This window comes from Aeromonas sp. 160P (assembly GCF_055193095.1).
This window is the reverse complement of sequence record NZ_JBUXKV010000001.1, coordinates 3,145,313-3,158,467: the sequence shown is the minus strand read 5'-3', so window position 1 is coordinate 3,158,467 and position 13,155 is coordinate 3,145,313. Positions and strand designations below refer to the sequence as shown.

The window sequence follows — 13,155 nt, the reverse complement described above, 5'->3', positions numbered from 1 at the left end:
GGGAGCGGGGAGGACGTTGTATGAACGTTGGCGTGGCGTTGAGGGGCAACAGGGATGTGGCGGCCGGTTGTTTAGTCGGTCAAACCTGTAGAGAAAGCAGAAAGCAGAAAGCAGAAAGCAGAAAGCAGAGAACAGAGAACAGAGATCGGTAGGACTGTGGGGAGAAACATAAGGCTGCCGATCCTGGCAGCCTTATGTTCGCACTGTTTTTACGAACAGTTGTCACGCACTGTTTCTTGCATGGAGTGACGGCAAACAGGGTCTGCCGCTGGGCGGGTCAGCGGCGCCGTTTGAGGGTGCGGCTCACATAGTGCAGGCCGCTCTGGTATTCGCCGTTCACCGCCTTGAGTGCCAGCTCCAGCGCCTGGCTGGCCAGGGCATCGTGTTGTTGGGGCAGGGAGTTGATGCCAAAAGGGAGGAAGTCGAGCAGCCGATCGTCCCCGAAGGTAGCCATGGCGAGCTGGCTCATATCGATCTCTTGTTCCAGCTCTAACTCCAGCAAGTAATCGAGCACCCCCTCCATCAGGATATAGGAGGTGGTGATCAGCGCCTCGGGCAGTTGACCCAGCTGCTGGTGCAGATTTTTGATCAGGCGATACCCTTCAAGGCGGGAGAAGTGATCCCCCTCACACAGGTGGCGCGCCGTGCTGTGACTGGCGACCGCCTGCTCGAAACCGGCTTTGCGCTGCGCACTGATCGTCAACAGCGGCAATGCGGTGATCAAGGCGATATGGCGCAGGCTGGGGGTGAGCAGGGAGCTGGTGAGATCAAAGCTTGCCTTCTCGTTTTCACTGGCGACGGTGACAAACTTGTCGGCGGCCATGGCCCGGTCGATGGCGAGGATCTGGCACCCTTGCGCCTGCAACTTGCCATAGAAGGGGTCGTCAGGGGGCAGGCAGCTGGCCACCAGCAGGGCGTCCACATGGCGGCTGACCAGCATCTGAGCCAGCTCTTTTTCGGTGGCGGGATCATCTTCCGAGCAGACGATCAGCAGCTGATAGCCCTGTACCCGCGCCCCCTGTTCGAGCCGTTTGGCCAGTTTGGCATAACTGGCGTTCTCAAGGTCGGGCAGGATAAAGCCCAGGGTCTTGGTCTGGCCGCCACGCAGGGAGGCGGCACGGCTGTCCGGCTGGTAGTTGTGGGCGGTGACCACCGCCATCACCTTGTCGCGGGTCGCCTGGCTGATGCGGTATTGGTCGGCCTTGCCATTGATCACATAGCTGGCCGTGGTGCGCGAGACACCGGCGAGGGCGGCGATTTCATCCAGTTTCATCATATTGGCTCTGTTTGAGTTGCAAGGCCCACGGTCACTGCCGGGTGAGGGCACCGAAAAGTGTGCGCGGGATCATATCATTGAAAAGCACTGGATACGGGCACTTGATCAATTCGCTGAAACGATTCAGTCTGAGTGTAAGTGAAACGATTCAGCCTGTCAGCAGCGGATAGATAGCCAGGCCTCAAAAGCCAACCTTGATCACAGTTAATCGCGATCAGGCCTATTGTCAGCTGGCGAGTTACCCGAATGTTCAATTGTGATGTACCGGCGTGGCCGGAACCTGATGGAGAGTCTCTATGTTGAAGTTGGCGCAGCAGCAGATCTTGCTGGGACAGTCGGTGGCAACCAAGTCGGAAGCCATTGCACTGCTGGCAGGCAAACTGACCGAAGCCGGTCTGGTGGAAGCGGGCTATGTAGATGGGATGCTGGCCCGTGAAGCGCAGCATGCCACCTACCTTGGCAGCGGCATCGCCATTCCCCATGGCACTACCGACACCCGTCATCTGGTGAAGAGCACCGGCGTCATGGTGGCCCAGTTCCCCCACGGCATCGAGTGGGATGAGGGGCTGATTGCCTATGTCGCCATCGGCATTGCTGCCAAGTCTGACGAGCATCTGGGCATTTTGCGCCAGCTCACCCATGTGCTGGGTGACGAGCAGGCGGCCGCGCAATTGAGAGAGGCCACCGACGCCGACACCATCATCAATATCCTGACCGGTGCTACTGCCGCCAAAGAGGTGCAATACCTGACCCTGGCTGACTTCCCGGCTGATGATCGTGACCAGCTGCTGCTGGGTGCGGCCGCGCGCGCCAAGTCGGCTGGCTGGGGCGATGCCGCCATGGTGAGCGCCCTGCTGGCAAGCGAACCTGCCTATCTGGGCGAGGGGATCTGGCTGGCACGGGCCAATGTTCAGCAAACAGCATCGACCCAGACCGGTTGGGTGCTGGCAACCCCGAGTAGCGCACTTATGGCAGGGGAGCAACCGGTCAGCGCCATGCTGCTGCTGTGTGCCGCCGATGCAGGCCATCTGCCGCAACTTGAGAATCTGGCCAAACTGGCTGATGCCGGTCAGCTTGCTACGCTGGCGGGCAGCGACGGGCTGGCCATGTTGCAGGCGGGGCCGGCGAGCGGTCTTGCCGAGACCTTCACCATCATCAACCCCCACGGCCTGCATGCCCGTCCGGGCGCCATGCTGGTCAAGGTGGCCAAAGAGTTTGCATCCGACATTCGGGTTGCCAATCTGGATGGCAGCGGTGAAGCGGTCTCCGCCAAGAGCCTGATGAAGGTGATTGGCCTTGGCGTCAAGTGCGGGCATCGTCTGGCATTTCGCGCCGAAGGGGCGGATGCCGAAGCGGCCCTCAAGGGGATCGGTGAGGCCATCGCCGCCGGTCTGGGCGAGGGGGCTCATTGATGAAGATTGTCACCATTACCCTCAACCCCGCCCTTGATCTCACCACCCGTCTCGAGGCGATGAGCCTTGGCGAGGTCAATCTGGTGAGCGAGGCCAACCTGCGTGCGGCGGGCAAGGGGATCAACGTCGCCATGGTGCTCAAGGATCTGGGCCGCGAGGTGGGCGTTACCGGCTGGCTTGGCGCTGACAATGAGCAGAGTTTTGTCTCCCTGTTTACGGAGCGGGCGTTGGCGGATCACTTCGTCCGTGTCGCTGGCAGCACTCGCATCAACGTCAAGATCTCTGAACAATCCGGTCGGGTCACCGATCTCAACCTGCCGGGTCTCACCATCCACCAGGGTGAAGTGAGCGCGCTGGAACAGGCCATCGACGAGCTGGCACCGCAAGCAGAGTGGTTCGTGCTGGCGGGCAGCCTGCCCAAAGGGGTCGCCCCCGATTACTGCGCCCATCTGATCCGCCTGCTCAAGGCCAAGGGCAAGCAGGTGATCTTCGATTGCAGTGGCGCGGCCTTAAGCGAAGGGATCAAGGCGGCGCCGACCCTGGTCAAACCCAATCTGGAGGAGCTGAGCCAGTGGGCGGGTCGCCCCATCAAGACCCTGAGCGAGCAGGCCGAGTGTGCCCGTGCGCTGCAAGCCACCGGGATCCCCAACGTGGTGATCTCCAACGGCGCCGATGGCCTGATCTGGTTTGCCCCGGATGCGGTCTGGCAAGCCATTCCACCACGGATGCAGGTGGTCAGCACGGTCGGTGCTGGCGACTCGCTGGTCGCCGGTCTCGCCCATGGTCTGAGCCTTGGCTGGGCGCCGGAGCAGACCTTGCGTCTGGCCACCGCCGTTTCGGCACTGGCGGTGAGTCAGGTGGCGGTTGGCTTTAGCGATATTGCGGTGCTCAACCCCTTACTTGAACAGGTGCGCGTACAGCGTCTGGATGATCTGGCACCGGTTCAATGCAATACCCCCTCAATGAAAAACTCAGGAGATGCCCAATGAAAGCAATTTTGGTTACGGCTTGCCCGGCGGGCATTGCCACCAGCTTTCTCGCTGCAAAACGGATAGAACAGCAGGCCAAACTGGCTGGCTGGGAGCTCACCCTCGATGTCGGCTCCAGCGTGCAACCCCGTCAGGTGCCGGGCAAGGAGCAGATTGCCGCCGCCGACCTGGTGCTGGTTGTCGCAAGCTGCCTGGTGGATCTCGCTGCCTATGATGGCAAGCGGGTCTATCAGGGGAGCATGGATCTGGCGCTGCAAGATCCGGCCGCCTTGCTGGAGGCCGCAACCAGCGGTGCCAGCGTCTATCGCCATCAAGCCGCGCCTGCTGCTGCCAATGCTGCCGCCAAACCGGCCGCCGCTGGCAAGCGCATCGTGGCAGTGACCGCCTGCCCAACCGGCGTGGCCCACACCTTTATGTCGGCAGAAGCGCTGGAGACCATGGCCAAGCAGCTGGGTTATCAGATCCGCGTCGAAACCCAAGGCTCGGTCGGTGCCCAGAATGCCCTGACCGCCGAGGAGATTGCCGCCGCCGATCTGGTGTTCCTCGCCACCGATATCGAGGTGGACATGGCGCGCTTTGACGGCAAGTCGGTCTATCGCACCAGCACAGGTGCGGCACTGAAGAAGACCCGCGCCGAGCTCGACAAGGCGTGGAACGAGGCGACCCTGTACCGCCACAGCGGTGCCAGCCAGCCCAAGAAAGAGGAAAAAGCAGGCCCCTACAAGCATCTGCTGACCGGCGTCTCCTTTATGCTGCCGATGGTGGTGGCGGGGGGGCTTATCATCGCGCTCTCGTTTGTGTTCGGTATCGAAGCGTTCAAGGTAGAAGGCACTCTGGCTGCTGCCCTGATGCAGATCGGCGGCGCGTCGGCCTTTGCCCTGATGATCCCGGTGCTGGCAGGTTACATTGCCTACTCCATCGCTGATCGCCCTGGCCTCGCCCCCGGCATGATCGGCGGTATGCTGGCAAGCTCGCTGGGCGCCGGTTTCCTCGGTGGCATCGTGGCCGGTTTCCTGGCTGGTTACAGCGCCAAGTACCTGAGCGACAAGGTGCGTCTGCCGAATACCCTGGAAGCGCTCAAGCCGATCCTGATCATTCCGTTAGTGGCCAGCCTGTTTACCGGTCTGGTGATGATCTACGTGGTAGGTGGCCCGGTGGCTGGCATCATGAGTGCCATGACCACCTTCCTCAACAACATGGGTTCTACCAATGCGGTGCTGCTGGGTGTCATCATCGGCGCCATGATGTGCTTCGACATGGGTGGCCCGGTCAACAAAGCTGCCTATGCCTTCGGGGTGGGTCTGCTGGCATCCAAAACCTACGCCCCGATGGCGGCGGTGATGGCGGCTGGTATGGTCCCGGCACTGGGGATGGGCATCGCCACCTTCCTGGCGCGCACCAAGTTCATCAAGACCGAGCAAGAGGCGGGTAAAGCCTCCTTCGTACTGGGCCTGTGCTTTATCTCCGAGGGGGCCATTCCGTTTGCCGCCAAGGATCCGATGCGCGTTATCCCGGCCTGTATGGTCGGCGGCGCCCTGACCGGTGCGCTCTCCATGCTGTTCGGCTGTGAGCTGATGGCCCCCCACGGCGGTCTGTTCGTACTGTTCATTCCCCACGCCATCAGTAATGTGCTGATGTATATTGTGGCGATTGCGGCAGGTTCGCTGTTGACCGGCGTCTCCTACGCCATGCTCAAGCGAGCGGAAGTGCAGGCCAAGCTGGCAACCGCCTGAGTGGTGTAACGCAATTAACCACAATCAATGACCAAGCGGCCTTCGGGCCGCTTTTTTGTGGGGGGAGAGAGGTTTTTAGGGTGGGTAGGCCATTGGCGAGAGGTTGAAGGGCGGGTGGGCCCAGCTTAAAAATCCCATCCCGGTTGATCCGGTTGCTCGGCGTGTGTGCCTTCCTGTGCCTTGCGGCGGGCTGCGTCAACCCGGGCTTTGCGGTTACGGCACAGGCGCATCACGTCCTGCTGCTGGGTCGGGGTCATGGTGAGCCAGTTGAAACGCTCGTCGCGATTGCGCAGGCACCCCTTGCAGTAGCCTTTGTTATTCACTTCGCAGACCCCGATGCAGGGGCTCTGCAGCGGGAATATTTCGAGCTGTTCCATCCATCACCTCGCGCATCCTGTCACCTTGTTATAACCCAGCGGATCCCCTTTGGAGAAATCCTGCTTCAAGTGATTGATGTCGTTTGCTTTCCCCCTGCAAATTTGGCATCTTCCCCGCCGAGCATGGCTCTTGGCGTTATATGAGGACATATGAACAAACACGCGTACTGGCTGACCGCCGCAGTGCTGGGACTGGCCGGTTGTGCGGGCAATTCTGATAAAGCAGATGTGCCCAAAAAACAGACCGATAACAGATGTTTTCTTAACTGCGAGGTGCCGGTCAATCTGGGCAAGCAGTATCTGGACGGGACCCTGCCAGAGGATCTGGTGAGGGTGGAGCGGGTTAACAGTCAGGCCAGCCGGAATTACCAAAGTTTCGCCCGGCAAAGCCAGGTGGTGATGGCCCGCTCCAGTCGGATGGCAAGCCGCTATGGCGAGCTCTATGGTCAGCTTTCCCGCTGGGTGGCCAATGGCGGCGATCCGGCGCAGCTCACTCGCTACGGCGTCAGTCTGGCGCAATATGGGGGCTCTGACCGCATGGGCAACGTGCTCTTTACCGGTTACTACTCGCCGGTGCTGGAGGTGCGTCACCGCCCCGATACCGAGTACAAGTACCCGCTTTATGCCATGCCAAAATGTGGCGGTCGCTGCCCGAGCCGGGCCGAGATCCATCAGGGGGCACTGGCTAACCGGGGGCTGGAGCTCGGTTACAGCAAGTCCCTGATCGATAACTTCCTGATGGATGTGCAGGGCTCCGGCTTTGTTCACTACGGGGATGACGATCGGCTGCAATATCTGGGTTACAGCGGCAAGAATGGCCACGGCTATGTGAGCATCGGCCGGGTGCTGATCGACCGGGGCGAAGTGGCCAAAGAGCAGATGTCGATGAAGGCCATTAAAGAGTGGGCCAATCGCCAGCCGGAAGAGAGTGTCATGGAGCTGGTGGAGCAGAACCCCTCCTATGTCTTCTTCGAGCGTCGCCCCACCAATGACGTGGTCGGCGCCGCAGGCATCCCGCTGCTGCCGCTAGCGGCGGTCGCTGCCGACAAGACCCTGTTGCCGATGGGTACGCCGATCCTGGCCGAAGTGCCTTTGCTCGACAAAGAGGGCAACTGGACCGGCAAGCACCAGTTACGCTTGTTGATCGCGCTGGATGTGGGCGGTGCGGTGAAGAAGGGCCACCTTGACCTCTATCACGGCATGGGGGAGGAGGCTGGCGTGGCCGCAGGTCACTACAAACACTTTGGCCGGGTCTGGAAGCTGGGCCTGCACCACGGGCCGACCGCTGCCCCCTGGTTGTAACCCTCGGAAGGGTTGGGCGTCTGCACAGGGCGCTCTAAACCTAGATGAAGAGACAAAAAAGCCGCCGGATTGCTCCGGCGGCTTTTTATTGTGCGCGAGTTGCCAGCTGGTGGCGTCAGCCCTTCTGGATATCCAGCCTGATTGCCCCCACCGGTTTGCAGCAGCAGGGCAGGCATTCGCCTTGAGAAACAAAGGCGAGCGGCACCGCCGGGTAGTGTACCTTGCCTGCCAGCAGGGTTGTGCGGCAGGCGCCGCAATAGCCGCTGCGGCACTGGAACTCCACATGATGGCCGTGTCGTTCCAGTGTTTCCAACACGCTCTCGCCGGGATGGGCGTGCAGCACCCCATCCCGGGTATGTACCCGCGGCGCCACGACTGCGTGCTGTGCAGCCGCCCCGTGCAGGGCCGGGGTTAGCGTGTTGGTGGCGTCACTCACAGCTCGAAGTCACCGAGATCATCGGCATGCATTTCGCTGTCAATCTGGCCCACTAGATAGGAGCTGACTTCCACTTCTTGCGGCGCGACCTGGACGTTGTCGGATGACAGCCAGGTGTTGATCCAGGGGATCGGGTTTTGCTTGGCCCCGGCAAAGGCCGGTTGCAGGCTGACGGCGGCCATGCGCAAGTTAGTGATGTACTCCACGTACTGGCAGAGAATGTCTTTGTTCAGACCGATCATGGAGCCGTCCTGGAACAGGTACTCGGCCCACTCTTTCTCCTGGATCGCCGCTTCCTTGAAGATCTCGAAGCAAGCCTGCTCACATTCAGCCGCAATCTCGGCCATCTCGGGGTCATCCTGACCGGTGCGCATCAGGTTCAGCATGTGCTGGGTGCCTGTGAGGTGCAGGGCTTCGTCGCGCGCGATCATCTTGATGATCTTGGCGTTGCCTTCCATCAGCTCACGCTCGGCGAAGGCAAAGGAGCAGGCGAAGCTGACGTAGAAGCGGATCGCCTCCAGTGCGTTGACGCTCATCAGGCACAGGTAGAGCTTCTTCTTGAGCTCACGCAGAGTGATGGTCACTTCACGGCCTGCGACTGTGTGGGTGCCGGCACCGTGCAAGTTATAGAGGGCGGTCGACTCGATCAGATCGTCGTAGAAGCAGCTGATGGAGCCAGCGCGCTTCAAGATCTGCTCGTTGGTCACGATATCGTCAAACACCTGACCCGGGTTATTGACGATATTGCGGATGATGTGGGTGTAGGAGCGAGAGTGAATGGTCTCCGAGAAGGCCCAGGTTTCAATCCAGGTTTCCAGCTCCGGGATGGAGACCAGCGGCAGCAGAGCTACGTTCGGGCTGCGGCCCTGAATAGAATCCAGCAGGGTCTGGTATTTCAGGTTGGAGATGAAAATGTGCTGCTCGTGGGGCGGCAACGCCTGATAGTCGATACGGTCGTGGGAGACATCGACCTCTTCCGGACGCCAGAAGAAGGAGAGCTGCTTTTCGATCAGCCGTTCAAAGATTTCATGTTTTTGTTGATCATAACGGGCCACATTGACCGATTGGCCAAAAAACATCGGCTCTTTGAGCTGGTCGTTTTGGGTTTGGCAGAAAGTTGAATAGGCCATGATTACCAGAATCTATTGAAGTGATGAAACGGGAGAGCGGGAGCTTCATGCTCCCGCCCGGTTATCAGATCTTGCCGTGACTTAGATTTTGCAAGCCCCGCCAGCACAGCCGTCATCTTGCATATCGGCTTGTGCATCATCGGCACCATCACGGGTGTTGTGATAGTAAAGGGTCTTGAGGCCATATTTGTAGGCGGTCAGCAGATCTTTGAGCAACTGCTTCATCGGTACCTTGTTGCCTTCGAAACGGGCCGGGTCGTAGTTGGTGTTAGCGGAGATCGCCTGATCCACAAACTTCTGCATGATACCGACCAGCTGCAGGTAGCCGTCGACGCTCGGTTGCTTCCAGAGCAGTTCGTATTGATCTTTCAGGCGATCATACTCGGGCACCACCTGCTTGAGAATACCGTCTTTGGAGGCCTTGACCGAGACCAGGCCGCGTGGCGGCTCTATGCCGTTGGTGGCGTTGGAGATCTGGCTGGAGGTCTCGCTCGGCATCAGGGCGGTCAGGGTGGAGTTGCGCAGCCCCACGGTTTTAATCTCTTCACGCAGGGATTCCCAATCCAGATGCAGCGGCTCGTTGCACAGTACATCCAGATCCTTTTTATAGGTATCGATGGGCAAAATGCCCTGGGCGTAGGTGGTCTCGCCAAACAGCGGGCAGGGGCCGAACTCGCGGGCCAGCTGCACGGAGGCTTTCAGCAGGTAGTACTGAATGGCTTCGAAGGTGCGGTGGGTCAGCGCCAGACCGGAGCCGTCAGAGTAACGGGCACCGTTTTTGGCCAGATAGTAGGCGTAGTTGATGACGCCAATGCCCAGGGTGCGGCGACCCATGCTGCCCTTTTTGGCGGCGGCAATCGGATAGTCCTGATAATCGAGCAGGGCATCAAGGGCACGGACCGCCAGCTCGGCCATCTCTTCCAGATCTTCCAGCTTCTCGATGGTACCCAGGTTGAAGGCGGAGAGGGTGCACAGTGCAATCTCGCCACTCTCGTCGTCGATGTTGTTAAGCGGCTTGGTCGGCAGCGCAATCTCGAGGCAGAGGTTGGATTGACGCACCGGCGCCACGCTCGGATCAAACGGGCTGTGGGTGTTGCAGTGATCCACGTTCTGGATATAGATGCGACCGGTACCGGCGCGCTCCTGCATCATCAGGGAGAACAGATCCACCGCTTTCAGGGTCTTCTTGCGAATGGCCGGATCCTGCTCGTACTTGACGTAGAGCGCTTCGAACTTGTCCTGATCCGCGAAGAAGGCATCGTACAGACCCGGTGCATCGGACGGGGAGAACAGGGTGATATCGCCACCCTTGATCAGGCGCTGGTACATCAGCTTGTTGATCTGTACCCCGTAGTCCATGTGACGGACCCGGTTCTCTTCCACGCCGCGGTTGTTCTTCAACACCAGCAGGCTCTCTACTTCGGTGTGCCACAGCGGGTAGAACAGGGTGGCCGCACCGCCGCGCACGCCGCCCTGGGAGCAGCACTTCACCGCAGTCTGGAAGTATTTGTAGAAGGGGATGCAACCGGTGTGGAACGCTTCGCCACCACGAATCGGGCTGCCCAGACCACGGATGCGACCGGCGTTGATGCCGATACCGGCGCGCTGGGAAACGTAACGCACGATGGAGCTGGCGGTGGCGTTGATGGAATCCAGGCTGTCATCACACTCGATCAGCACGCAGGAGCTGAACTGACGGGTCGGAGTACGCACGCCGCTCATGATCGGGGTCGGCAGGGAGATCTTGAAGGTCGAGACCGCATCATAGAAGCGCTTGATGTAGTCCAGACGGGTATCTTTCGGATACTTGGAGAAGAGGCAGGCCGCTACCAGTATGTAGAGGAATTGCGGGCTCTCGTAGATCTCGCCGGTGACGCGGTTCTGCACCAGATACTTGCCTTCCAGCTGTTTGACCGCCGCATAGGAGAAGTCCATATCGCGCCAGTGATCCAGATGGGTGTTCAACGCATCGAACTCGGCCTGGCTGTAGTCTTCCAGCAGGTGCTTGTCATATTTGCCCATGTCCACCAGACGGGCGACGTGCTGGTAGAGGTGGGGCGGCTCGAACTGGCCATAGGCCTTCTTGCGCAGGTGGAAGATGGCCAGACGGGCTGCCATGTACTGGTAGTCCGGGGTCTGCTCGGAGATGAGGTCTGCCGTCGCCTTGATGATGGTTTCGTGAATGTCGGCGGTACGGATACCGTCATAGAACTGGATGTGGGATTTGAGCTCAACCTGAGAGACCGACACGTTGTCGAGCCCTTCGGCGGCCCAGTCCAGCACGCGGTGAATTTTATCCAGATCGATGGGTTCTTTGTGTCCGTTACGCTTCGTCACAAACAAATTCATTGGCTGATGACCTTCAGTTGATTCCCGAAAAACCATCGCACAATGCCACTTCCCACGCCCCGGCAGTGTGCGGGAGTTGGGTAGAGATTGTGCGATGAATCACAAGATGTAGTGTTATTTTGATTTCGAGCTACAAGATAGTGAGGTCGGCCGCTCATTGCAATGTGTGGATAACCTGCTTGCTGTGGATAAATTGTGAGTCTTGCGCCCTGTGTTAGTGACCGCTCACAGTGAGCGGGTTTTCATGCGTCTGCTCCGCTAAATGCAAGTCTCTCGATCGAAGATGGAAAATTTAAATAAGTTTTTTTGCTTGCGAAAAGAGGGTCTTTTTACTAGCAAAGCTGTGCTGATTATCCCTTGTGCAACAAGGGTCAAAAGCTGTCCAGTTGTGGCATTGACGTAGCGAAGTCGGCCACAAGGTGGGTACTGTCTCTGCAATATTCATGATGGTTATGCAACATTCGAAAATTCCTCGTATGAGTACCTATCATCGATAAAGCTGTATGCGCCATCCATCAATGCGCTCACCGCGACGACGTCGTGACCAGATGATGACGTGACCAGATAACAGCCCATCACAGTGTGAGGAAAAAGGGTGGCTGGCGATAACCACCCTTGGCCGGATCCTCAGGCACTGGTCGTCAACTCATAGCGCAGCCAGTGGTGCAGGGCCTGCACTGTGTCGAACTGCAGATCCGCCCCCCACTCGGCGGGATCCTCGTCATCACCGAGATAACCCCAACCGGCCACGGCGGTGCGCATGCCCGCGTTGCGGCCTGCCTCGATGTCCCGCACATGATCCCCCACATAGAGGCAGTGTGCCGCCTCAATTCCCAGCTTGTCGCAGGCAAAGTACATGGGGGCGGGGTCAGGCTTGCGCACCGGCAGGGTATCGGCACTGACCGTCACCCCGCAGCTGGCCAGCGCCGGCAGGGCGGCCAGCAGGGGCTCGGTGAGAAAGCCCGGCTTGTTGGTGACTATGCCCCAGGGCAGCTGTTTTTCGTCCAGCCACTCGATGAGATCGATCATTCCCTCGTAGGGGCGGGTACCGACGCAAAGATTGGCCGCGTAGTAATCGAGCAGGGCGGTGCGAAGCCGGTGACTGCCCAGCTCTTCGAGCAGCTCGTTGCCAAGACCGGCTTTGAGCAGCCCGAGCGCTCCGTTGGAGGTGGTCTGGCGGATGATGGCGTCAGAGAGCGGGGCAAAGCCTTCGCTTACCAGCACATGGTTGACCGCAGCCCCCAGATCGGGGGCCGTGTCGAGCAGGGTGCCGTCGAGATCAAACAGCACGCAGCGAAGGGGCATGGGGTGAGGGGCGCTCATCAACCGTGCTCCGGGCGGACAAACTCCACCATATAGTTGACGTCGACGTTCTTGCCGAGCTTGAACTGGTTGCTGAGGGGGGCGAAATGGACACCGCTCATATCCCGCACCAACAGGCCCGCCGCTTCACCCATGCGACAGAGTTCGGCAGGGGTGATGAATTTTTTATGATCGTGAGTCCCCTTGGGCACCATCTTCATCAGGTATTCGGCCCCGATGATCATCATCAGATAGGCTTTCGGGTTGCGGTTGATGGTGGAGACAAACACCCGGCCACCGGGACGTACCAGGGTGGCGATGGCGCGCAGCACGGAGGCCGGATCCGGCACATGTTCCAGCATCTCCATGCAGGTCACCACGTCATACTGACCTGGCAACTCACTGGCATGCTGCTCGGCGGTCATCTGCTGATACTCGAGCTCGACCCCCTGTTCCAGGGCGTGCAGACGGGCCACTCCGAGCGGCTCCTTGCCCATGTCGATGCCAGTCACCTTGGCGCCACGACGGGCCATGCTCTCGGAAAGAATGCCGCCACCACACCCGATGTCGAGGATGCGTTTGCCAAACAGGCCACCACTTTTGTCAGTGATCCAGTCAAGGCGCACCGGATTGAGTTGATGCAGGGGTTTGAATTCCCCTTCCATGTCCCACCAGCGAGAGGCGATGGCTTCAAATTTGGCGATTTCTGTCAGATCGACATTGGCATCACTGTTCATTTTTCATTGATCCTGTGGCAGGGCGCGCAGGTCGCAAAACGTGGGCGCAATCTATTGTCCTGGCGGGCATTATAACCAACGGACTTGGTCAAACCAGCCCGAGTTTCTGCCC

At 59.5% G+C, this 13,155-nt stretch carries 11 protein-coding genes; 4 read left to right on the top strand and 7 right to left on the bottom strand.

The annotated features are described in order from the left end of the window. Nucleotides 1-277: 277 nt before the first annotated feature. Nucleotides 278-1,276 carry a catabolite repressor/activator gene (gene cra, locus ACY8FN_RS14730; protein WP_463100421.1) on the bottom strand — a complete coding sequence of 333 codons (999 nt, stop codon included), beginning with the start codon at nt 1,274-1,276 and terminating at the stop codon, nt 278-280. Between the two features lie 296 nt (nt 1,277-1,572). On the opposite strand from cra, the gene fruB reads away from it, so the two are divergent. The 3 genes from fruB to fruA are packed head-to-tail and all read left to right on the top strand — an operon-like array spanning nt 1,573 to nt 5,410. After that, on the top strand, nt 1,573-2,688 hold the full coding sequence (fruB, locus tag ACY8FN_RS14725) for a fused PTS fructose transporter subunit IIA/HPr protein (protein WP_463100420.1): 1,116 nt from the start codon (nt 1,573-1,575) through the stop codon (nt 2,686-2,688). Next, nucleotides 2,688-3,677: a 1-phosphofructokinase gene (gene pfkB / locus ACY8FN_RS14720; RefSeq protein ID WP_463100419.1), complete on the top strand. Its 990-nt coding sequence runs from the start codon at nt 2,688-2,690 to the stop codon at nt 3,675-3,677. The genes fruB and pfkB overlap by 1 nt, the downstream gene beginning before the upstream one ends. Then, on the top strand, nt 3,674-5,410 hold the full coding sequence (fruA, locus tag ACY8FN_RS14715) for a PTS fructose transporter subunit IIBC (RefSeq protein ID WP_463100418.1): 1,737 nt from the start codon (nt 3,674-3,676) through the stop codon (nt 5,408-5,410). The genes pfkB and fruA overlap by 4 nt, the downstream gene beginning before the upstream one ends. A 125-nt stretch (nt 5,411-5,535) precedes the next feature. On the opposite strand, the gene ACY8FN_RS14710 is transcribed toward fruA, so the two are convergent. Further along, complete coding sequence (locus ACY8FN_RS14710) at nt 5,536-5,787, bottom strand: DUF1289 domain-containing protein (protein WP_101347371.1); 252 nt, start codon at nt 5,785-5,787, stop codon at nt 5,536-5,538. Between the two features lie 150 nt (nt 5,788-5,937). On the opposite strand from ACY8FN_RS14710, the gene mltA reads away from it, so the two are divergent. Then, nucleotides 5,938-7,089, top strand: a complete 1,152-nt coding sequence (gene mltA, locus ACY8FN_RS14705; RefSeq protein ID WP_101316415.1) for a murein transglycosylase A — start codon at nt 5,938-5,940, stop codon at nt 7,087-7,089. Nucleotides 7,090-7,204: 115 nt separating this feature from the next. Here the strand turns inward: mltA and yfaE are convergent, their stop codons facing one another. The 5 genes from yfaE to ubiG form a co-directional block, all read right to left on the bottom strand. After that, on the bottom strand, nt 7,205-7,525 hold the full coding sequence (gene yfaE, locus ACY8FN_RS14700; RefSeq protein ID WP_463100417.1) for a class I ribonucleotide reductase maintenance protein YfaE: 321 nt from the start codon (nt 7,523-7,525) through the stop codon (nt 7,205-7,207). After that, the gene (nrdB, locus tag ACY8FN_RS14695; RefSeq protein WP_463100416.1) at nt 7,522-8,655 is read right to left on the bottom strand and encodes a class Ia ribonucleoside-diphosphate reductase subunit beta; all 1,134 of its coding nucleotides are present in this window, start codon (nt 8,653-8,655) and stop codon (nt 7,522-7,524) included. Before nrdB ends, yfaE begins: the two co-directional genes overlap by 4 nt. An 81-nt stretch (nt 8,656-8,736) precedes the next feature. Next, nucleotides 8,737-11,004: a class 1a ribonucleoside-diphosphate reductase subunit alpha gene (gene nrdA / locus ACY8FN_RS14690; RefSeq protein WP_162515823.1), complete on the bottom strand. Its 2,268-nt coding sequence runs from the start codon at nt 11,002-11,004 to the stop codon at nt 8,737-8,739. Nucleotides 11,005-11,631: 627 nt separating this feature from the next. Then, a complete protein-coding gene (locus ACY8FN_RS14685; RefSeq protein ID WP_303846922.1) occupies nt 11,632-12,327 on the bottom strand; it encodes an HAD family hydrolase in 696 nt (231 codons plus the stop codon). Next, nucleotides 12,327-13,043: a bifunctional 2-polyprenyl-6-hydroxyphenol methylase/3-demethylubiquinol 3-O-methyltransferase UbiG gene (ubiG, locus tag ACY8FN_RS14680; protein WP_068978912.1), complete on the bottom strand. Its 717-nt coding sequence runs from the start codon at nt 13,041-13,043 to the stop codon at nt 12,327-12,329. Before ubiG ends, ACY8FN_RS14685 begins: the two co-directional genes overlap by 1 nt. Nucleotides 13,044-13,155: the final 112 nt, after the last annotated feature.